This is a genomic window from Frigoribacterium sp. UYMn621, from assembly GCF_040549525.1.
In the GTDB taxonomy this organism is placed as follows: Bacteria; Actinomycetota; Actinomycetes; order Actinomycetales; family Microbacteriaceae; genus Lacisediminihabitans.
This window is the reverse complement of sequence record NZ_JBEPTM010000001.1, coordinates 140,026-158,437: the sequence shown is the minus strand read 5'-3', so window position 1 is coordinate 158,437 and position 18,412 is coordinate 140,026. Positions and strand designations below refer to the sequence as shown.

Annotated in this window: 16 protein-coding genes and 1 pseudogene; 8 read left to right on the top strand and 9 right to left on the bottom strand. The window is 68.5% G+C overall.

Annotated elements, in window-relative coordinates:
* Positions 1-11: 11 nt before the first annotated feature.
* The 6 genes and pseudogenes from ABIB54_RS00830 to ABIB54_RS00805 all read left to right on the top strand — a co-directional run bounded on the left by ABIB54_RS00830 (position 12) and on the right by ABIB54_RS00805 (position 4,380).
* Positions 12-851 carry a fumarylacetoacetate hydrolase family protein gene (locus ABIB54_RS00830; protein WP_354573632.1) on the top strand — a complete coding sequence of 280 codons (840 nt, stop codon included), beginning with the start codon at positions 12-14 and terminating at the stop codon, positions 849-851.
* A 24-nt stretch (positions 852-875) separates the two neighbouring features.
* A pseudogene (locus ABIB54_RS00825) lies at positions 876-1,016 on the top strand (SDR family oxidoreductase); the annotation flags it as partial.
* A 35-nt stretch (positions 1,017-1,051) separates the two neighbouring features.
* Positions 1,052-1,369 carry a hypothetical protein gene (locus ABIB54_RS00820; protein WP_354573631.1) on the top strand — a complete coding sequence of 106 codons (318 nt, stop codon included), beginning with the start codon at positions 1,052-1,054 and terminating at the stop codon, positions 1,367-1,369.
* Positions 1,370-1,427: 58 nt separating this feature from the next.
* Entirely contained in the window at positions 1,428-2,114 is a 687-nt protein-coding gene (locus tag ABIB54_RS00815; RefSeq protein ID WP_354573630.1) for a GntR family transcriptional regulator, read from the top strand.
* Positions 2,111-3,040, top strand: a complete 930-nt coding sequence (locus ABIB54_RS00810; RefSeq protein WP_354573629.1) for a 2-hydroxyacid dehydrogenase — start codon at positions 2,111-2,113, stop codon at positions 3,038-3,040. The genes ABIB54_RS00815 and ABIB54_RS00810 overlap by 4 nt, the downstream gene beginning before the upstream one ends.
* On the top strand, positions 3,037-4,380 hold the full coding sequence (locus ABIB54_RS00805; RefSeq protein WP_354573628.1) for an alpha-hydroxy acid oxidase: 1,344 nt from the start codon (positions 3,037-3,039) through the stop codon (positions 4,378-4,380). The genes ABIB54_RS00810 and ABIB54_RS00805 overlap by 4 nt, the downstream gene beginning before the upstream one ends.
* A gap of 12 nt (positions 4,381-4,392) precedes the next feature.
* Here ABIB54_RS00805 and ABIB54_RS00800 read toward each other — a convergent pair whose 3' ends face one another.
* From ABIB54_RS00800 to ddaH, 4 genes are all read right to left on the bottom strand, one after another.
* Positions 4,393-5,418 carry a Gfo/Idh/MocA family protein gene (locus ABIB54_RS00800; RefSeq protein ID WP_354573627.1) on the bottom strand — a complete coding sequence of 342 codons (1,026 nt, stop codon included), beginning with the start codon at positions 5,416-5,418 and terminating at the stop codon, positions 4,393-4,395.
* Positions 5,418-6,659 (bottom strand): low temperature requirement protein A, encoded by a 1,242-nt coding sequence (locus ABIB54_RS00795; protein ID WP_354573626.1) that lies wholly within the window; start codon positions 6,657-6,659, stop codon positions 5,418-5,420. Before ABIB54_RS00795 ends, ABIB54_RS00800 begins: the two co-directional genes overlap by 1 nt.
* Positions 6,660-6,834: 175 nt before the next feature.
* Positions 6,835-8,049: an ornithine--oxo-acid transaminase gene (rocD, locus tag ABIB54_RS00790; RefSeq protein WP_354573625.1), complete on the bottom strand. Its 1,215-nt coding sequence runs from the start codon at positions 8,047-8,049 to the stop codon at positions 6,835-6,837.
* Positions 8,046-8,903, bottom strand: a complete 858-nt coding sequence (gene ddaH, locus ABIB54_RS00785; protein ID WP_502917025.1) for a dimethylargininase — start codon at positions 8,901-8,903, stop codon at positions 8,046-8,048. The genes rocD and ddaH overlap by 4 nt, the downstream gene beginning before the upstream one ends.
* Before the next feature lie 134 nt (positions 8,904-9,037).
* Between ddaH and ABIB54_RS00780 the strand changes: the two genes are divergently transcribed.
* Positions 9,038-9,478 carry an Lrp/AsnC family transcriptional regulator gene (locus tag ABIB54_RS00780; RefSeq protein WP_185202137.1) on the top strand — a complete coding sequence of 147 codons (441 nt, stop codon included), beginning with the start codon at positions 9,038-9,040 and terminating at the stop codon, positions 9,476-9,478.
* Positions 9,479-9,640: 162 nt separating this feature from the next.
* On the opposite strand, the gene ABIB54_RS00775 is transcribed toward ABIB54_RS00780, so the two are convergent.
* Positions 9,641-10,507, bottom strand: coding sequence for an SMP-30/gluconolactonase/LRE family protein (locus ABIB54_RS00775; RefSeq protein ID WP_354573624.1), 867 nt, complete (start codon positions 10,505-10,507; stop codon positions 9,641-9,643).
* A gap of 47 nt (positions 10,508-10,554) precedes the next feature.
* Between ABIB54_RS00775 and ABIB54_RS00770 the strand changes: the two genes are divergently transcribed.
* Positions 10,555-11,355: an SDR family NAD(P)-dependent oxidoreductase gene (locus ABIB54_RS00770; RefSeq protein WP_354573623.1), complete on the top strand. Its 801-nt coding sequence runs from the start codon at positions 10,555-10,557 to the stop codon at positions 11,353-11,355.
* 34 nt (positions 11,356-11,389) lie between these two features.
* On the opposite strand, the gene ABIB54_RS00765 is transcribed toward ABIB54_RS00770, so the two are convergent.
* From ABIB54_RS00765 to ABIB54_RS00750, 4 genes are all read right to left on the bottom strand, one after another.
* Positions 11,390-11,794: a GntR family transcriptional regulator gene (locus ABIB54_RS00765; RefSeq protein ID WP_354573622.1), complete on the bottom strand. Its 405-nt coding sequence runs from the start codon at positions 11,792-11,794 to the stop codon at positions 11,390-11,392.
* An 82-nt stretch (positions 11,795-11,876) separates the two neighbouring features.
* The gene (locus tag ABIB54_RS00760) at positions 11,877-12,515 is read right to left on the bottom strand and encodes a sigma-70 family RNA polymerase sigma factor (protein ID WP_354573621.1); all 639 of its coding nucleotides are present in this window, start codon (positions 12,513-12,515) and stop codon (positions 11,877-11,879) included.
* 102 nt (positions 12,516-12,617) lie between these two features.
* Positions 12,618-14,699: a CARDB domain-containing protein gene (locus ABIB54_RS00755; RefSeq protein WP_354573620.1), complete on the bottom strand. Its 2,082-nt coding sequence runs from the start codon at positions 14,697-14,699 to the stop codon at positions 12,618-12,620.
* A gap of 212 nt (positions 14,700-14,911) precedes the next feature.
* On the bottom strand, positions 14,912-18,403 hold the full coding sequence (locus ABIB54_RS00750) for a bifunctional proline dehydrogenase/L-glutamate gamma-semialdehyde dehydrogenase (RefSeq protein ID WP_354573619.1): 3,492 nt from the start codon (positions 18,401-18,403) through the stop codon (positions 14,912-14,914).
* Positions 18,404-18,412: the final 9 nt, after the last annotated feature.

The window sequence follows — 18,412 nt, the reverse complement described above, 5'->3', positions numbered from 1 at the left end:
GAAGGTCGCCCGTGAAATTCGCCCGGATCGGAGCGGTCGGCCACGAGCGGCCTTTCGTGCTCATCGGCCAGTCCTACTACGACATCAGCAGCGTCACCGCCGATATCACCGGGCAATTCCTTGAGACGGGCGGTGTTGAGCGCGTGCGCGAAGCCTTCGACGCAGGACTCCTCCCGGTGACCGACATCGTCAGCGAGCGCATCGGATCGCCCATCGTTCGACCGAGTGCCGTCGTCTGCATCGGTATGAATTACGCGGCTCATGCAGCCGAGAGCGGATCGCTCCCTCCCACCATCCCGATCATGTTCCTTAAGACGCCGAACACCGTCGTCGGGCCCAACGATGACATCACGATCCCGCGCAAGAGCGTGAAGACCGACTGGGAGGTCGAGCTGGGGGTTGTGATCTCGAAGCGCGCGTCCTACCTCGACTCGCCCGCCGACAGCATCGACCACATCGCCGGCTTCGTCGTGGCCAACGACCTCTCAGAGCGCGAATTTCAGCTCGAACTGTCCGGCGGCCAGTGGTCGAAAGGCAAATCGGCTCCGGGATTCAACCCGACAGGTCCCTGGCTCGTGACGCCTGATGAGGTCGACTATCGCGCTCTGCGGCTGCGAAGCTGGGTGAACGGCGAACCGCGTCAGGATTCGTCGACTGCAGACCTGATCTTCGACGTCGACCACATCATCTGGCACCTGAGCCAGTTCCTCACCCTCGAACCGGGGGACCTCGTGCTCACCGGAACACCCGAGGGTGTCGCCCTCTCCGGGCGGTTTCCCTACCTGAAGGCGGGCGACGTCTGCGAGATCGAGATCGACGGCCTCGGCCGTCAGCGACAGTTGTTCGTCTGAGCACCCTCATCGCAGCACCGATACAGGCCTCACACCCGGCTGGTCGAGCCCGCTGAGGTGGCAGACGCCGTGGCCCGTCTCGCGAGCCCTCGCTGCGGTTCGACGACCGGGACCTCCCTAGCCGTCGATGGCGGCCTGCAAAACCTGCGGCTACGACCGGTGTAGCCGCTCCGTCACAGTCCCAGCCGTAGGCTGGCGATATGGATGTGCCCGGCTCTTCAGCGTTCGGGACCGCCGAGACCCGCCGTTTCGAACTCACCCTGAAGCGGCCCTGGTTCGGCTGGGTTCCCAAGCCGACGGTCGTGTTCGACGGTCGCGGCAATCCGGCACAGTGGGGCACGGGAACCTGGATGGTGCCCACCGAGGGCACGACCGTGGTCGGGGTGTTCCTCTTCAACCGGCTCTGGCGGTTCGGAGACGCCGAGATCACCCTCGAAGGTGGTGGCCCCTCCGCGGTCACCTATTCGGCGCCGTGGCTGCCGTTCCTGCGCGGGCGACTCCGGGTGACCCACCCATAACCGCACCCGAGCGGCTGCCCTTGCTCCCGGCGACAGTACCTCGTACACTTGTCTGACAATGCAGTCTCCCGACCGCTCCCCTCGGAGCATCGCCCTCAAGACCACGTCCCTGCCCGAAGCGGTGTACGACGCACTGCGCGAGAGCATCGTCACCGTGATCGATCGCCCGGGCACCCTCCTCACCGAGACCGCCGTGGCCGAACGCTACTCCGTGGCGCGCCCAACGGCGAAAGCCGCCCTCGAACGACTCGTCAGCGAAGGACTCTTGATGAGGCGGGCGCACCACGCCGCGCAGGTTCCGGAGCTCAGCCGTGACGACATCCAGGATCTCTACTCCAACCGCGCCATTCTCGAAGAGGCGGCCGTGCAGCACCTTGCGGGCGACTCTGTGGTTCCCCTCGCCGCGCTCGCTGTACAACGAGAGCTGCTCGAGCACGTGCGCACCGACGATCGCGCCGCCCTCGCCCGAACAGACCTCGATTTCCACCGTCAGCTCGTCCTGGCGCAGCACAGCCCCAGGCTTGCGAAGATGCACGGCCTGTTGATGGGCGAGATCGAGCTGTGCATCGGTCAGGTGCAGTCCCATCAGCTCATCCGGCCATCTGATGTCGCCCTCCAGCACCAGGGCATCCTCGATGCGGTCGCGGCAGGGGATGGCGCGCTGGCGAGCCGCCTCACTCGCGAACACATCGAGGGAGCGCGTGATCGGCTCCTCCAGAAGTACGACAGGGAGGCCTCCGAATGACGGTCTTCGTCGCGGTGCCCGATGCCACGATGCTCGAGCGCCTCACGCCCGCTGGCGAGGACGTGGCCCTCGAGGTCTGGACGACGGATGACTCCCCGCTCGACCGCTCGATCGACCTGCTGGTGCTTCCGTACTCCGTCTCTGCGGAGGCCTTGCCGCGACTCGCGGCGTCGCGGGTGTCGGTGGTGCAGAGCCAGGCCCTCGGCTACAACGGCGTCGCGGAGGTGTTGCCGCCGGGCATCCGCTACGCCAATGCCGTCGGGGTGCACGAGGGCCCGACGGCCGAGCTCGCTGTCGGTCTCATCCTCGAAAGCCAGCGCGGGCTGGACGTCATCGCCCGCGCGCAGCCGGCCGGCCTCTGGAAACGCGACTGGTACCCGGGCCTGCTCGGACGCGCCGTGCTGATCATCGGCGTCGGTGGGGTCGGTGCCGCGATCGAGAAGCGCCTTGCCCCCTTCGATGTCGAGATCACGCGTGTGGCGCGCACCGGGCGCACTGACGCACTCGGCGCCATCCACCCCCTCGGGGCACTCCCCGAGCTGCTCCCCGCAGCCGATATCGTCGTGATCGCCGTACCGCTCACCGTGGAGACGACGAACATGGTCGATGCGGCCTTCCTCGACCGCATGAAGGCCGGCGCGCTGCTCGTCAACATCTCCCGTGGTGCGATCGTCGACACGGATGCCCTCACCGAGCGGGCTCGGACGGGCGCGATCCGCGCGGCAATCGACGTCGTCGAGCCGGAGCCGCTCCCCGCGGACCACTCGCTGTGGACGCTGCCCGGCGTGATCATCACCCCGCACATCGGGGGCAATATCTCGAGCATGCCGAGCCGCGTCGATCCACTCGTGCGCGAGCAGATTCGCCGGCTTCGCGAGCACCAGGAACCGCTGAACATCGTTGTCGACACAAGGACCGGACTATGAAACTCGAACGACACTTTCCCCAGGTGCGCGACCTCGCGCCTCTCATGCACTTCGCCACCCCGGAATTCAACGCGAAGAAGCGGCGGCTGGAGAAGGCGCTGACCATCCACGACCTCCGGGCGATCGCGCAGAAGCGCACCCCCAAGGCGGCCTTCGACTACACCGAGGGCGCCGCCGAGGCGGAGATCTCGCTCGCCCGGGCGCGCCAGGCCTTCGAGGACATCCAGTTCAACCCGTCGATCCTGCGGGATGTGTCGGTCGTCGACACCTCATCGACGGTGCTCGGCGGGCCGGTCGCCCTTCCGTTCGGCATCGCCCCCACCGGCTTCACCCGCATGATGCAGTCGGAGGGGGAGATCGCCGGGGCCGGTGCGGCCGCCGCCGCGGGCATCCCCTTCTCCCTGTCTACGATGGGCACCACCGCGATCGAAGACGTCAAGGCCGCCAACCCGACCGGACGCAACTGGTTCCAGCTCTACATGTGGAAGGATCGCGACCGCTCGATGGCGCTCGTCGACCGGGCGGCGAAGGCCGGGTTCGACACCCTGCTGGTGACCGTGGATGTGCCGGTCGCCGGCGCGCGCCTCCGCGACAAGCGGAACGGCTTCTCGATCCCGCCGCAGCTGACCCTCGGAACCGTCGTCAACGCGATCCCGCGCCCGGAGTGGTGGATCAACTTCCTCACGACCGAGCCGCTGGCCTTCGCCTCCCTCGACCGCTGGTCGGGCACCGTCGGGGAGCTGCTCGACACCATGTTCGACCCCACCGTCACCTTCGACGACCTGGCCTGGATCAAGGACCAGTGGCCGGGCAAGGTCGTGGTCAAGGGAGTGCAGAACCTCGACGACGCACAGCGCCTCGCGACCATGGGCGTCGACGGCATCATCCTGTCCAACCACGGGGGTCGCCAGCTCGACCGCGCGCCGATCCCGTTCCACCTGCTTCCGGATGTCGCCCGCGAGGTCGGCAAGGACCTCGAGGTCCACCTCGACACGGGCATCATGTCGGGCGCCGACATCGTCGCGGCCATCGCCCTCGGCGCGGACTTCACGCTGGTGGGCCGCGCGTACCTCTACGGCCTCATGGCCGGCGGACGCGAGGGCGTCGATCGCATGATCGAGATCCTCGGCGATCAGATCGCGCGCACGATGCGCCTCCTCGGGGTCACCTCCCTCGCCGAGCTGACGCCCACCCACGTCACGCAACTCGAGCGTCTCGCGCCGCGCGCCCTCAGCATCCCGGCCGCGACGGCTCCGCGGCCGGCCGCGAAGTCCTCGGCCACCAAGCCCCGGACCTCGCCGCCCAAGGCCGGCCCGCGGAAGTCGCCGATCGCCGGCTGAGGCGACCGCCAGCTACGCGAGCAACCCGAGCTGGCGCCGCGCCTCGTCGATCGTCTCGAGCACCGCGATCGAGGTGTCGAGCGGATGCAGCGGGGACTCGGTGAGCCCGTCAGCGACATGCTGCGCCGCCGCGGTCGCCTGCCACACCAGTCCGTCACGCCAGCGCAGGGTGGTGGGGTCGTCCCACCGCAGCGGTTCGTCGGTGCCGTCCCGGTAGAGGGTGAAACCTCCGGGCGCGACGAAGGGCGCGTCGATGTCGACGCTCGCGAGGGAGCCGCTCACCGTGGCACGCACGGGAGTGGAGACGGTCATGCTCGTGCTCAGCTGGGCTTCCGCGCCATCCGCCGTGCTGAACAGGATGGCGGCCTGGCCGTCCACCCCGGTCGAGGTGATCGATCCGCTCGCCACCACCCTGCTGGGGCGGCCGAGTACGAAGTGAGCGAACCAGATGGGATAGACGCCGAGGTCGAGCAGTGCGCCGCCGCCGAGCGCCGGATCGAAGGCGCGGCTCTTCGGATCGAAGTCGAAGATGGAGCCGTAGTCGGCAGCGACGAGTCCGATCTCGCCGAGCATCCCGTCGGCGAGCAGGGCCGAGATCACCGTGGTCTGGGGCAGGAACCGCGCCCACATCGCCTCCATGGCGAAGACGCCGGCGGCGCGCGCGGCATCGGCGACCTCGCGCGCTTCCGCCGCGGTGAGGGCGATCGGCTTCTCGACGAGCACGTGCTTTCCGGCGGCGATCGCGAGCAGAGCGAGCGAACGGTGCTCGCTGTGCGGAGCAGCCACGTAGACGATGTCGATGCCGGGATCAGCCACCAGCTGCTCGTAGCTGTCGTAGACCCGATCGATGCCGAACCGGGCGCCGAAGGCCGCTGCCCGTTCGAACGAGCGCGACGCGACCGCGTGCATCCGCTGGTCGGAGTTGGAGTGAAGGGTCTGCACGAAGTCGGCGGCGATGCGACCGGGCGCGAGTACTCCCCAGCGCAGGGTCGGGCCGCCCCTCAGGGGTGTCGCGGTCGAAGCGGGAAAGTAATTCATCACTGGGCCCCCCTGGCCGCTCGGCGTACATTGTCGACGATACTCGTCGCGGTGAGCGCGGATGTCACCAGCGCGATGAGCACGATGGTGGGCGGCACCCCGAAGGAGGGCGCCCCGAGCGGGACCAGCAGCACTATCGCCGCCGCCACCGCGAAGCCGAAGGGACGTGTCGCCGCGCGCTCCGCGATCACGGCGTGGAGCAGGAACAGCAGCACGAAGAACAGCGCGACGGGAATCGCAAGCGCGTAGCCGACGACCAGCGGAGAAATGGCCGCGGGCGTGCCGGCTCCGTGCGTGCCGGCCTCGCTCGTGCCCGCCTCGCTCGTGCCCGCCTCGACCGCGACCTCGAGGGCTGCCCCGATCGCCGCGATCGCCGCGAATAGGAGGTAGTGTCCGTAGCCCCAGAGGAACGACCTCGAGCGGTGGCTGGCGAGCCCCTCGCCGGCGGGTTCGAGAAAGTAGAGCCACCAGAGTCCGAAGAGCAGAACGAGGCCGCCGAGGGCGACGACGACGAGCGAAACACTCACCCCCGAGAGATCCAGCGCCTTCTGCACGGCGATGGTCACGGCCGACACCGACTCCCCGAGCAGGATGATCGTGAAGAGGCCGTAGCGTTCGGCGATGTGATGCGGGTGCCACGGTGTGAGACCGGTGCGCTCGGCCCACAGGGGAACGCTCACATCGGCGAGAGCGAGCAGAATGAACGTCAGCGCTCCGAGCTCGGGGGGCATCAGCAGCCGGGCGATCCAACCGAACTGCACGAGGGTGATGGCACCGGCATAGCGGAACGCGGTGCGGCGACCATCCGGATTCTCGATGCCGGCGCGCACCCACTGTCCCACGAGCCCCACCCGCATGATGAAGTACCCGAGGGTGATGCCGAAGTACTGCTGTTTGTCGAACGCGCTCTGCACCCCCGCGGCCAGCACGAGGACACCGGCCATCTGCACCATGGTGGTGAGCCGGTAGGGCAAATCGTCCGTGTCATATGCGGAGGCGAACCAGGTGAAGTTGAGCCAGGCCCACCAGATGGCGAAGAACACCATGAGATAGGGGCCAAGCCCGTCGGTGAGAGCGGTTCCCGCGCTGATGGTGCGCGCCAGCTGCAGGGCGATCTGGGCGACCGCGACAACGAAGGTCAGGTCGAAGAGCAACTCGAGAGAGCTCGAGACGCGGTTCTCCTCGTCGATGTCGCGCCCGGACATGCGGGTGCGGATCCGGATGCGCGGAGCCGAAGTCATGGCCACAGCTTAGGAGCTACGATTTCCGATCCGACAGAGACCAGTCCCGATTCCGTAACTCCTGCACTGGGCGGCCGACGGGGACAAGTCCCCCGGAAGTTCGGGCCGAAGCCCCGGCCCCATCCCGAGTTGCAGGAGTTATGCAACCGAAGCTGCGGCAACCGAAGGTGGGAGCCTAGGCGCGCAGCTCCAGCAGAACGGCCTCGAGCTGGTCCACGGCGAAATCCACGTCCTCCGCGGTGATCACGAGCGGAGGAGCGAAACGGACGGTCGAGCCGTGGGTGTCCTTCGCGAGCACTCCCCGCGACATCAGCAGCTCGCAGACCTGCCGTCCGGTGGCCAGCGCCGGGTCGATATCGACGCCGGCCCACAGCCCGGCGGATCGCACGGACACGACTCCGAAGCCGATCAACCGCTCGAGTCCCGCCGCGAGGCGGGCTCCCATCACGCGGGCGCGCTCCTGGTATTCCCCGGTCTCGAGCAGGGCGACGACCGCCGAGCCGACGGCCGCGGCGAGCGGATTTCCGCCGAAGGTCGAACCGTGTTCCCCCGCGCCGAGCACGCCGAGGATGTCGGAGTTGCCGACCACCGCGGAGACCGGCACGATCCCACCGCCGAGCGCCTTGCCGAGCAGGTAGAGGTCGGGCGTGACCCCGAGGTTGTCGCACTGGAAGGTGGCGCCGGTGCGGCCGAGCCCCGACTGGATCTCGTCCGCGATGAAGAGCACGTTGTGACGGGTGGTGATGTCGCGCACGGCCGGCAGATAGTCGGCCGGCGGGATGAGGATGCCAGCCTCGCCCTGGATCGGCTCGAGGAGCACGGCGACGGTGTTGCCGTCGATCGCGGCCTCCATCGCCGCGGCATCCCCGTAGGGCACGGACCGGAAGCCCGGCGTGAACGGCCCGAAGTCGGTGGTGGCCGTGGCGTCATCCGAGAAGCTGATGATCGTGATGGTGCGGCCGTGGAAGTTGCCGTCGGCCACGATGATGTTCGCCCGGTCGGGCGCGACGCCCTTCACCCGGTAGCCCCAGGCTCGCGCCGCTTTGAGCCCGGATTCCACCGCCTCGGCCCCGGTGTTCATGGGGATCACGAGGTCCTTCTTCGCGAGTGCGGCGAGCGCACCGACGAAGGGACCGAGCTGGTCGTTGTGGAAGGCCCGGCTGGTGAGCGTGACGCGGTCGAGCTGCGCCTTCGCCGCCGCGATGAGCGCCGGATGCCTGTGGCCGAAGTTCACCGCGGAATACGCCGCGAGGCAATCGAGGTACCGTCGGCCCTCGACATCCGTCACCCAGGCACCCTCGGCGGTTGCGACGACCACCGGCAGCGGATGGTAGGTGTGGGCGATGTGGGAGTCTTCGGCGGCGATGAATTCGGCCGCGGACGAGGTCATTTGCGCAGTTCGAGGGTGCAGCACTTGACGCCGCCGCCGCCGAGCAGGAGCTCGGAGAGGTCGACACCGATCGGGTTGTACCCACGCTCGCGAAGCTGCCGCTCGAAATCGGTGGCACGGGAGGCGATGACCATGTTGTAGCCGTCGCCGAAGGAGTTGAGGCCGAGCACGGCGGCGTCCTCCTCGTTCACCAGGATCGCGTCGGGGAAGCGCTCACGGAGAACCGCGAGGCCCTCTTCGTTGAACGCACTCGGCAGGTAGGCGATGTTGGGGTTTTCGTATCCCGGCTGGGGGTCGAGCACCGCGATCGCGGTGTCGAGGTGGTAGAAACTCGGGTTCACGAGTTCGAGGGTGATGACCTGCCGACCGTAGAGCTCGGCGAGCTCCTGGTGGCTGTTCGATGCGCTGCGGAAGCCGGTGCCGGCGAGGATCACATCGCCGACGAGAAGGAAATCACCCTCCCCCTCGTTGATGTTCTCCGGCACCTTCACGTCGAATCCGTTCTCACGGAACCAGTCCATGTAGGCGGGACCCTCGGGCTGGCGCTCGGGATAGGTGAAGCTCGCGCCGTAGGCGATGTTGTCGAGCACGAAGCCGCCGTTTGCCGCGTAGACCATGTCGGGAAGCCCCTCGATGGGGTCGATCAGGTGCACCTCGAAACCGAGGTCGACGTAGGTCTGGTAGAGCGTCTCCCACTGGCGCACCGCGAGGGAGGTGTCGGTGGGCAGCTGTGGGTCCATCCAGGGGTTGATGCGGTAGACGACCGTGAAGAATTCGGGGCGGCACATGAGGACGGTGCGCTTGGACGGGGTGCGGACGGTGGCAACATTCGTTGCAGGCAGAGTGGCCGACACGAGGGCTCCTTTGGAGATCGGGGTGTGGGGTCGTTCCAGTCTCACACGCACACTTCCGATCTTTGGCAGCGTAGGGCGCACAAAATCGCCGAAGTTGGCGCGGACCGCACAATAAAGCGCCATAGGGTATGACCATGGACAGTCTCGACTATGGAATCATCGACCTTCTTCGCCAGAATGCCCGCGCGGGATACGGCGATATCGGCGAAGTCATCGGACTCTCCGCTTCTGCGGTGAAACGCCGCGTCGACCGGCTCGTCGCCGACAAGGTGATCCGCGGATTCACCATCCAGGTCGACCCCGCCGTCGACGGCCTCGGCACGGAGGCCTATGTCGAACTCTTCTGCCGCGGGACTGTCGCGCCGGAGGAGCTGCGACGCATCCTGTCGGGCGTGCCGGAGGTCGTGGATGCCGGAACGGTCACCGGGAGTGCGGATGCCATCGTGCACATGCGGTCCCGCGACATCCCCTCGCTCGAGCTCGCCCTCGAGCGCGTGCGGGTCGCACCCAACGTGGACCACACCCGCAGCGCCATCGTGCTGTCGAAACTGATCCACCGCACCCGCGAGGGATAGCCACGCTGGTCGAGTAGCGCGCGCCAGCGAGCGTGTCGAGACCCTGCGCGCGCAACCCGGGTCTCGACACGGCCGCTGGCGGCCTACTCGACCAGCACAGGTCGGCCTAGCCGTCGATGCGGGTGGCGGGTCCGTCACCGTCCCGCTCGAGCGAGAATCCGGTCACGCGCCGAACCGGCGTGCGGGGCGTCCGTGGGTCGCGGTGTCGATCGCGAAGATCGCGCCGGAGAGCGGATGCGCCTCCAGCTGCTCCTCGGTGAGGTTCTCGCGCGCGGAAGCGACGAACAGCGTCGACATCCCGGGGCCGCCGAAGCCGACGGAGGTGATGTTCGGGGCCGGCAGTTCCACCACGGCGTCCTCGATCCCCTCCGGCGTGTACCGCACCACTCGACCGCCTCCGTAGATGGCGCCCCAGAGGAATCCCTCGGCGTCGATGGTGAGCCCATCGTGCGATTCGCCCGAGTGGAAGACCGTGGTTTCACCGAGCTCGCCGGTCTCGCTGTAGGGGGCACGGTAGATCGTCTTGACGGCGGTATCGGTGAAGAACATCTCTGAGTCGTCCAGGCTCCACTCGAAGCCGTTGGCCACTCCGAACCCACCGCGCAGCACCCGGAGCGCCCCCTCTTCCGTCACGGAATAGAGCGCGCCATCCGGCTCCCCGTTCGCGAGGTTCATCGACCCGGTGATCCAGCGCCCGTAGGGATCGCACTTGCCCTCGTTGAGTCGCAGGCCATCGTGCGCGTGTTCGATGTGGGCGAGATCACGGATGCCGCCGGCGGCATCCACCCGCACGACGCGATCGCCGAGCGAAGCCACATAGCCGCTGCCGTTCGCCGCCGGCGCGAACGACGCGAGCGGTGGGGGCAACTCGATCACGGTGTCGTCGAGTCCCTCGAAGGGGCAGCGGTAGAGAAGCCCGGCGGTGATGTCACACCACAGCACGAAGCCGGCCGGGTCCCAGACGATGCTCTCGGCGAGAATCGCGCTAGCATCCCGGAAAACCCGGGGCAACCCCCTCACGACCGTCATGATGCCAGCCTACGGTCCTCTGAGGAACGGATAAAAAAGGAGCTTTCATGGACCTCGGAATCAGCGGCCGCACGGCCCTCATCAGCGGCGCCGACTCGGGCATCGGATGGGAGACCGCACGCATCCTGCTCGGCGAGGGAGTGCGCGTCGTGCTGACCGACCTCGACCAGAAGAGCCTGGATGCCGCGGCGGCGAGCCTCGGAGCCCTCGAGGGGCGACTCTTCGCCTTCGCCGCCGACATCACCAGGGTGGAGTCGATCGCGAAGATGCGAGACAAGGTGCTCGACGCGGTGGGTGACATCGACATCCTCGTGCAGTCCTCGGGGATCACCGGCGCGCAGGGCTATTTCCACGAGATCGACGACGCAGGGTGGACCACCACCATCGAGGTCGACCTGATGGGTCCCGTGCGGCTGGTGAGCGCATTCCTGCCCAGCCTGCGGAAGGGCGGCTGGGGTCGCATCGTGCTGATGGCGTCCGAGGATGGCGTGCAGCCCTACGACGACGAGATCCCCTACTGCTCGGCCAAGGCCGGAGTGCTCGCCCTGATGAAGGGCTTGTCGCGCACCTATGCACAGGAAGGCCTGCTCGTGAACTGCGTCTCGCCCGCCTTCATCCACACGCCGATGACCGACGCGATGATGGAGAAGCGCGCGAAGAAGATCGGATCGAGTGTCGACGAGGCGATCGTGAGCTTCCTCGACGAGGAGCGCCCCTACATGGCGCTCAAGCGTCGGGGCGAACCGCAGGAGGTCGCCGCCGTTGTGGCGTTCCTCTGCTCGGAGCAGGCGAGTTTCGTCAACGGGGCCAACTACCGCGTCGACTCCGGGGCAGTCGCGTCGATCTGAGTCTCCTGCCGGAGTCGACAGGTGCGCGGTGGCGCTAGTCGACCGCCAGCGCGGCCCGCACGAGCTCGAGCGCGTCGGCGGGATCGACCCGCAACTGGCGGATGCGCGCGGCGAAGACCGCCGCAGCATCCTGGGCCTGGCGCTGGGTCGCGTCACCGGAGGCGGCGATATAACTGCCGGCGCGCCCGCGCGTCTCGATCACCGCATCCCGTTCGAGCTCGCGGTAGCTGCGAGCCACCGTATTCGGAGCGATTCCGAGCGCGTCGGCGAGACCGCGAACGGTCGGGAGCTTGGCTCCCGCGACCATAGCTCGCGCGGCCACCGCATCGATCACCTGTACTCGCAATTGCTCGTAGGGCGGCACCGGTGAGCCGGGATCGACCGTCACCGTGAGGCCGCCGATCACGGTCGAGCGCGGCACGAGCGGGGAACTGGTCACGGAGCTCCGATCTGACATGGTCGTGCTGTCGAGCGTAGTCACCGTCGGCACCCCGCCGGCACCCCGCAAGCACCCCGCCGGCTCAGCGGGAGTCGCCGAGCATCCGACGCATCTGCCGCAGTCCGTCGTGGATGCGGGACTTGACTGTGCCGAGCGGCAGCCGGAGGCGCTCAGCGACCTCGACGTGGGTGAGATTGCCGACGAAGGCGAGCAGGAGTGCTTCACGCTGCAGCTCCGACAGCTGGCCGAGAGCGTGGATCACCCGCTCGCTGTCGAGGCGAAGCTCGACAGCCTCGGCGACGGAGTCGTAACCCGGCTCGAAGTCCCGCAGGCCGAATTTCGTGTCGCGGGCGCGATCCGCCTCTGCTGATCGCACCCGATCGACGGCCCTCGCGTGCGCGCGGGTGATGATCCATCCCGCGACCGTGCCCCGGCTCGGCTCGAAGCGGGCCGCCTGCTGCCAGACCTCGAGGAAGACCTCCTGCATCACCTCCTCGGACTGCGACCGATCTCGCAGCACCGCTCGGATGCGTCGATAGACCCGCGGCGCGAACTCGTCGAACAACTCGGCGAAGGCGGCCTGCTCCCCGGCCGCGATGCGCCGGAGCAGCGCGTCGGCGCCCGCGGAATCCGGCCGCGCGGGGGGCTGTTCCTCGGCGGCGGTGGGCACGAGCGTCTCCGATTCGGGGGTGAGCCGAAAGCCGAGCGCTGATCGAGGCACGATCGGGCACGGTCCGGACACCCGAAGAGATCACCGAAGTTCGTCACTATGACGCGACCGCAGCCCCGGATCTGCTGGGGATGTGCCGCCTGACCGCCCCGATCAGCGGCGGCTGCGCACCCGGCGGGCCGCGACGATCACGAGGCCGACCAGCATCAGCATCAGCGCGGCGAAGAGCGTGCCCTGGGCGTCCGCCCCGGTGTGCGCGAGGCCGGCGCTCGATACCGAGGTGTTGGCGAGCGCGATGCCCGATACGGAAGAGGCCGACGACGGCGCCTCGACCTCGCTCGCCGAGACCTCGCTCGCCGAGACAGCGCTGGCCGGCGGGGCGAGGAGGGCGATGCGCTGCACGATCATGGACGCCGCCGCCGTGTCGTTGGCCGGGTTGGCATCCTGCACGGAACTGGAGGCGACGAAGCCCCGGGTGGCCAGCCGGCCGAGGGTTGCGGCCGAGCCGCGAAAGAGCATCGTCTGGGTTGCGCCAGAGGCGAGGGTGGGAAGTGTCCACTGGTTCGTCGTCGGGTCGAAGACTCCCGCGGTGGGAGTGGCGACGAGACCGGCGGGAGCGTCGAGGGTGAGCACGATCGCCGTGGCATCCGAGGGTCCGGTGTTGCCGACGACGAGAGAGAACCAGGCCTCGTCACCCTCGCGCACCGTGGCGGCCGAGGCCCGTCCGGTCACCCAGAGATCCCCGAGGCTGACGGTGGTGGCGCTGGCCGTCGCCGAGTTGTCCGTCGTCGACGACTCGTAGACGGCGCCGGTGGCGGATGCCGAGACCGTGACGACGGTACCGGCCGGGATGGACCCGGCGATCGCGCCGGCGATCGTGATCGTGGCGCTTGCGCCGGCGGCGAGGGAACCGATGGCGCACTGGGCCGCACCCCCGGCGATCGGGCAGGGGCTGCCCGCGAGCTGGACCGAAGCGTCACTCAGCTCGGCCGGGACGGTCACTGTTGCGACGACCCCGGTGTCACCCTGAGGTCCAGAGTTGGCGACGGTGACGGTGTAGGTGGGGCGCGACGAGCCGGCGACGGGCGCCGCGGTATCGAGCGACTCGGTGACGACGAGATTGGACGTGGCGCCCACCGGCGTCACGACGGCCGGGGCCGCGGAGATCTGGACGGTTCCGGCGAGGGAATCGGTGTAGGTGAGCGTGCCGAGGTTGCTGAGGCTGGTGGAGGCTGCGGCGGAGAGCACGACGACACGGAAGACGAGGGAGGTGGACTCGCCCGGTGCGAGCGACCCGCCCACGGCGGCGCCGGCACCGGCGCCGAGCCGCCCGATGATGGTGCGGGTGGTCGCGTCGTATTCGGCCTGGTCATCGCCCGCGGCATCCGACTTGACCCCGGCGTTCGAGCCGATCACGCGAAGGGAACCCGGCACGAGCTCGACACCGGCCGGAAGGGCATCTTTCAGGGCGGCGAGGGTCGCCGCCCCTCCGCCGTTGTTCGTCGAGGTCACGGTGTATTCGATGGTGTCGCCGACGTGAACATCGCCGCCGGGCACGGTCACGTTCGTGACGCCGGCTGTGGTGTCGACGCAGGGCCCGAGGCCGAAGGTGATGTCATCGAGGAAGTTGCCGATGCTCGCATTGCCGTTCGCGGTCGAGACCGCTCGAAACCCGAAGCGGGTGGATGTCTGTCCAGCGGGAACGACGTAGACGCCGGTGTGCCGGCCCCAGGCCCCGGTGCCGTCGGAGAGATTGCCCTGCGAGGCCAGCGTGCCGCCGGGGGCGCCGATCACGACGTCCATCACGTCGGTGCCGCTTCGACCGCGGTGGAGGAGCGACCACTGCAGGCTCTGGCCGGGGGTCGTCACGACATCCTGGTACAGAGTTCCCGGCTGCGTCGCGTTGATCTCCGCGAACTGGTTGCCCTCGCTGGCCGGCACGCCATTGAAGCCGGTGGACCAGATCTCGATGCCCGAAGGATCGGTCGACTCCCACCCGGGAACGTTCGCCGAAGGCATGATCTGGTACGAGGTCGGAGCGATCACCGGTACTTCGAATCCGCCGTCGGACAGCGACGTGGTGCTCTGGCAACTCGTGGCCGCTGTCGCGGTGGTCACCGTCGACATGCCCGCCCCGGCCAGGAGCGTGGCGACGGAGAGACCGGTCGCAACGAGGATCGCGACGGATCGGGTGACCGCTGGTCGGGCCAGGAAGATGGGCAGTGCCGTTGGCATATCGTCTCTCGGGTTTGGGTTCGGGTTCGGGTTCATATCGACCGGATGCGCAATTCGGGTACGCACCCGGCCGAGTTTCCACGGCCGTGCTCGGGTACCCGGCCGCAGCGGGGCGACACCTGGTGCACCCCCACGTCGAGTATGTGGGGACAAGACATGTCCGCACAATGGGGGACAGACCGCCAATTCGGGGGGTATCTACAGGCGGATGCCTACAGCGCCACGAAGGTGGCGGGGTCGGGATTGCCGAAGCGATGGGCCGTCATGCTGATGGCCTGCTCGTGCAGGAACGGCAATAGCTCGATCCGCCCAGAGGTGGTGACCGGGCCGGCATAGATCGCGACATCCGGATCGCCGTCGAGCACCGTGGCGAGTGTGAGACGGTCGCCGCCGAGCAGACGGATGCGGCTCGGCCGTGCCCCCGCCTGCAGCCGGGCATGCCAGCGGGCATCCGACTCCACGACCACGGATTCGACAGTGAGCGGCGGCACCGCAGAGCCGAAGAGGCGCACGAGTGCCGCTGCCACCGGCACCGCGGAACTGATCGAGAGCGAAGCACCCGCCCGCGTCGCCGCGACGATCGTTCGCACGAGCTGCGCGGCGGATGCCCCTTCCGCCAGGCGCACCGTCACCGGCACCGAACGGTAACGGAAGACGTTTCGTTCCACCCCGAGGCCGGAGACATCCTTGACCGTGCCGTATTCATCCACCCAGGCCTGCTGGTCGCTGGTGGCACCCGCGCGCACGCGATCGAACTCGAGAAACTCCATGCCCTGCTGCGCGGCCTCGATCACGCGCGACACACTGTCACTGAGTCCCTTGAGGATCGCCGTGCGACCCGGCTCGGCGAACATCGGCCGCCATTCCCCGAGCGTGAGCAGGTAGTTCGGTCCGCCGGCCTTGGCGCCTGCTCCCACCGTCGACCTCTTCCAGCCACCGAACGGCTGCCGGCGCACGACCGCTCCCGTGATACCGCGGTTGACGTAGAGGTTGCCCGCCTGCACAGAGTCGATCCAGAGCGCGATCTCCGCGGCATCCAGCGAATGGATGCCCGCGGTGAGGCCGTAGGCCGGTGCGTTCTGCAGGGCGATCGCCTGCTCCAGCGTGTCGGCCCGCATGATCCCGAGCACCGGACCGAAGTATTCGGTGAGGTGGAATTCGGATCCGGCAGCCACCCCGTCCTTGACGCCCGGCGACCAGAGCGTGCCGCTCTCATCCAGCGAACGCGGCGCCAGCAGCCAGGACTCGCCCGCACCGAGGGTGGTGAGGGCCTCCCGGAGCTTGCCGTGAGCCGGCTCGACGATCGGCCCCATCACGGTAGTGGCCTCCTGGGGATAGCCCACCCGCAGAGTGCGCACCGAGTCGAGGAGCTGCCGGCGGAAACGCTCGGACGCGGCGACCGAGCCGACCAGGATCACGAGCGACGAGGCAGAGCACTTCTGGCCCGCGTGGCCGAAGGCGCTCTTCACGACATCCGCCACCGCGAGGTCGAGGTCGGCGCTCGGGGTCACGATGATCGCGTTCTTGCCGCTCGTCTCGGCAAGCAGCGGGAGGTCGGGGCGCCAGGAGCGGAACAGCCGTGCCGTCTCCCATGCGCCGGTGAGGATCACGCGATCCACCGATGGATGCGACACCAGCTCGCGACCGAGGTCGCCCTCGTCGAGGTCCACAAGTGCGAGCACATCGCGGGGAACCCCGCCGGCCCAGAGCGCTTCGACCATCACGGCAGCGCTGCGGCGCGCCTGCGGGGCCGGCTTGATGATCACGCCGGCACCGGAGGCGAGAGCCGCGAGCACCGATCCGGCCGGGATGGCGACCGGGAAATTCCACGGCGGGGTCACGACGATCAGCCGGGACGGCGCGAATTCGGCGTCGGCGACCCTGTCGAGTTCACGCGCGCGCTCCGCGTAGTAGTGCGCGAAGTCCACCGCCTCGCTCACCTCGACGTCGCCCTCGGAGATCGTCTTTCCCGTCTCGCTCGCCATCACCTCGATGAGCTCGGCACGGGCCGCCGCGAGCGCTTCCCCCGCGCTGTGCAACACTGTCGCGCGAGTGTCCGACCGCCGTTGGCCCCAGCTCTCGCCGGCCCGCGCGGTGGCGGTGACCACAGCCTCGAGCGCGGGCACGCCGGTGATCCGGGCCGCGGCGATGGTGGCCTCGCCCAGGGTCGAGGATGCGACGCGGGACAGGATCTCGCGCCCCCACGCACGATTGGCCGCGATCGACGGGTCGGTGTCGGCCTCATTGGCGAACACGCGGGGCGCCGTGTCGACGGGCGTGATCGGCACCGGGACGCGACGGTCCTGCACTCGATGGGAGCCTGGAGCGGACCCGGACTGTGGATCCTTCGCCAGCAGTTCGAGCGAGGAGAGGAACCTGGCGGCCTCGCGGTCGAAGATCTGGGGGTCGTCGGCGAGTTCGAACACGCCGGACATGAAGTTCTCGCTCGAGGCATTCTCCTCCAGACGCCTGATGAGGTACGAGATCGCCGAATCGAATTCACCGGGGTGCACGACGGGGGTGTACAGCAGCAATCCACCGACGTCGCGCCTCACGGCATCCGCCTGTCCGGTGGCCATGCCGAGCAGCATCTCGAACTCCACCCGGGTCTCCACCCGGCGCTGCTTCGCCAGCAGCCGGGCCCAGGCGATGTCGAACAGGTTGTGTCCGGCAACCCCGATGCGCACCGCATCGGTGCGCGCCGGCAGAAAGGACCAGTCCAGCACGCGCTTGTAATTGGCGTCGGTGTCTCTCTTCGTGCCCCAGGTGGCGAGCGGCCAGCCGTGCACAGCGGCATCCACGCGCTCCATGGCGAGATTCGCGCCCTTGACGACCCGCACCTTGATGCCGGCCCCACCCGCGGCCCGCCGCTGGATCGCCCAGGCGGTGAGGCCCTGCATCGCCTCCAGCGCGTCCGGCAGATACGCCTGAAGCACGATGCCGGCTTCCAGGGTCGTGAGCTTCGGCTGTTCGAGAATGCGCCGAAACACCGCGATCGTGAGGTCGAGGTCGCGGAACTCCTCCATGTCCAGGTTGATGAACTTGGTGGTGGGAGACGCTGCGGCGAGTTCGTAGAGCGGGGTGAGTCGCTTCACGACCCGCGACACGGTCTCGTCGAATGACCACATCGACAGCTGGCTCGACACGGAGGACACCTTGATGGAGACGTAGTCCACATCGTCGCGGGCGAGCAATTCGCTCGTGCCGGCGAGGCGGCGATCGGCCTCGTCGTCACCGAGCACCGCTTCCCCGAGGAGGTTGAGATTGAGGCGGATGCCCGACCTGCGCAGCTGTCGCATACTACGGTCGAGCTGCCGCGGGCTCGCATCCAGGATGAGGTGACTCACCATTCCGCGCAGCACCCGGCGGGCGATGGGCACGATCGGCCAGGGGATCAGCGGCGCGAAACCCCCGCCGAGCTGAATCGCGACGCGCATGTACCAGGGCAGGAACGCCGGGATCGCCCGGGAGAGCCTCTCCAGGTTGCGGCCGGCGACCCGCAAGTCCTCTGGGCGCACCACACGATCGACGAATCCGATGGTGAAGTCGAGTCCGCGCGGATCCTTCAGCACGCCGGCGAGACGCTCCGCCGAAAGGTCGGGGGCGACATCCGCGCTCTCGGCGAGCCAGCGCCGAACGGTGGCCACGGCCTCTGCGGCGAGCGGATCGGGGCTCACGGGCGAATCGGCAGCGGGCGAAAGCATGTATCGAGA

Excerpts from the sequence above, each read along its gene's own strand:
- ABIB54_RS00820 (WP_354573631.1), top strand. The coding sequence starts at position 1,052 with ATGGATGTGCCCGGCTCTTCAGCGTTCGGGACCGCCGAGACCCGCCGT.
- ABIB54_RS00815 (WP_354573630.1), top strand. The coding sequence starts at position 1,428 with ATGCAGTCTCCCGACCGCTCCCCTCGGAGCATCGCCCTCAAGACCACG.
- ABIB54_RS00810 (WP_354573629.1), top strand. The coding sequence starts at position 2,111 with ATGACGGTCTTCGTCGCGGTGCCCGATGCCACGATGCTCGAGCGCCTC.
- ABIB54_RS00805 (WP_354573628.1), top strand. The coding sequence starts at position 3,037 with ATGAAACTCGAACGACACTTTCCCCAGGTGCGCGACCTCGCGCCTCTC.
- ABIB54_RS00800 (WP_354573627.1), bottom strand. The coding sequence starts at position 5,418 with ATGAATTACTTTCCCGCTTCGACCGCGACACCCCTGAGGGGCGGCCCG.
- ABIB54_RS00795 (WP_354573626.1), bottom strand. The coding sequence starts at position 6,659 with ATGACTTCGGCTCCGCGCATCCGGATCCGCACCCGCATGTCCGGGCGC.
- rocD (WP_354573625.1), bottom strand. The coding sequence starts at position 8,049 with ATGACCTCGTCCGCGGCCGAATTCATCGCCGCCGAAGACTCCCACATC.
- ABIB54_RS00780 (WP_185202137.1), top strand. The coding sequence starts at position 9,038 with ATGGACAGTCTCGACTATGGAATCATCGACCTTCTTCGCCAGAATGCC.
- ABIB54_RS00775 (WP_354573624.1), bottom strand. The coding sequence starts at position 10,507 with ATGACGGTCGTGAGGGGGTTGCCCCGGGTTTTCCGGGATGCTAGCGCG.
- ABIB54_RS00770 (WP_354573623.1), top strand. The coding sequence starts at position 10,555 with ATGGACCTCGGAATCAGCGGCCGCACGGCCCTCATCAGCGGCGCCGAC.
- ABIB54_RS00755 (WP_354573620.1), bottom strand. The coding sequence starts at position 14,699 with ATGCCAACGGCACTGCCCATCTTCCTGGCCCGACCAGCGGTCACCCGA.
- ABIB54_RS00750 (WP_354573619.1), bottom strand. The coding sequence starts at position 18,403 with ATGCTTTCGCCCGCTGCCGATTCGCCCGTGAGCCCCGATCCGCTCGCC.